General features: G+C 67.5%; 3 protein-coding genes. All 3 read right to left on the reverse strand.

Annotated elements, in window-relative coordinates; genetic code table 11:
* Positions 1 to 65: 65 nt before the first annotated feature.
* Positions 66 to 323: a 50S ribosomal protein L27 gene (gene rpmA, locus AB0F10_RS45755; RefSeq protein WP_360640922.1), complete on the reverse strand. Its 258-nt coding sequence runs from the start codon at positions 321 to 323 to the stop codon at positions 66 to 68.
* A 9-nt stretch (positions 324 to 332) separates the two neighbouring features.
* Positions 333 to 647 (reverse strand): 50S ribosomal protein L21, encoded by a 315-nt coding sequence (rplU, locus tag AB0F10_RS45760; protein ID WP_360640924.1) that lies wholly within the window; start codon positions 645 to 647, stop codon positions 333 to 335.
* Positions 648 to 813: 166 nt separating this feature from the next.
* On the reverse strand, positions 814 to 1,218 hold a 405-nt coding region (locus tag AB0F10_RS45765), incomplete at its 5' end, for a hypothetical protein (protein WP_360640926.1).

A 1,218-nucleotide genomic window follows, 5' to 3' on the forward strand; every position in this document is an offset into this window, starting at 1 on the left:
AACACCACCCACACCCCCCCGCGGCGCCCCCCCCCCCGGCCCCCCCCCCCCGCTGCGACGTGAATCTACTGCGCGACCGGCACGATGCTGATGGTCTTGCGACCCCGCGTGTGGCCGAAGAGCACGTTGCCCTTGGCCAGCGCGAACAGCGTGTCGTCGCCACCGCGGCCGACGAGCTCTCCCGGGTGGAACTTCGTGCCACGCTGGCGGATCAGGATCTCGCCGGCGTTGACCAACTGGCCGCCGAACCGCTTGACACCGAGCCGCTGAGCGGCGGAGTCGCGGCCGTTGCGGGAGCTGGAAGCACCCTTTTTGTGAGCCATGGCTGCCCCCTACTTCCCGCTGGAGATGCCGGTCACCTTGACGAGGGTCAGCGGCTGACGGTGCCCCTGGCGCTTGTGGTAACCGGTCTTGTTCTTGAACTTGTGGATCCGGATCTTCGGACCCTTGGTGTGCTCGGCAATTTCGCCGGACACCGTCACGCTGGCAAGCTTGGCCGCATCGGTCACCAGGTTGTCACCGTCGACGAGGAGCACCGCGGCGAGAGTCAGGGCGTCGCCGGGTGCACCCGCGAGCTTCTCGACCTCGATCACGTCGCCCTCGGCAACCTTGTACTGCTTGCCGCCGGTCTTGACGATCGCGTACATCGACGCGGACTCCCTGAGACTTACGCAGCGAAGAGCTGCTGGCGGATGTAACTGGATCCGGCGGCGCCCGAAGGTGAATCCCAGGCCGCGCACGGAACAGACGCACGAAATTGCGCCGTCAGAAAGACTACTTCATGAGCGGCCTTGCACCCAAACCGGGGACTGCTCAGGCGTCGCCGCAGGCCTTGTCGAGGGTCGCGCGCAGCTTGACCATCCGGGCCGAGTCGACCTTGCTTACGTCGCCCTTAAGGGCCGTGACCTGCGAACTCATGCTGGCCAGGGCCGCCTTCAGCTTCGCGTCGGCGGCCAGCTCCGACATGTCCTTGAGGGCGTACGCGAAGTTCTCCACATCACGGCTGGTCTTCTCTTTGGCCTTGGCCACCAGGTTCTTGTCCTGCGACGACTCGGCGTCGATCCGCAGCTTCAGGTCCAGTGCGAAGTTCCTGACCGCGTCGCCGCTGGTCTTCGCCGCCTGCTGGCAGATCGCCCCGGTGTTGCCGGACAGCGCCGCGTCCGCCTCGCCCGGCAGGGCGGCACCGGCCCCGCCGGCCCGTCGGCCGGTGCCGCCCTG

The sequence above is a fragment of the Actinoplanes sp. NPDC026623 genome, assembly GCF_040638275.1.
Classification (GTDB): Bacteria; Actinomycetota; Actinomycetes; order Mycobacteriales; family Micromonosporaceae; genus Actinoplanes.

What these genes read in the sequence shown, in the direction of transcription:
- rpmA (WP_360640922.1), bottom strand. Translation starts at nt 323, where the DNA reads ATGGCTCACAAAAAGGGTGCTTCCAGCTCCCGCAACGGCCGCGACTCC.
- rplU (WP_360640924.1), bottom strand. Translation starts at nt 647, where the DNA reads ATGTACGCGATCGTCAAGACCGGCGGCAAGCAGTACAAGGTTGCCGAG.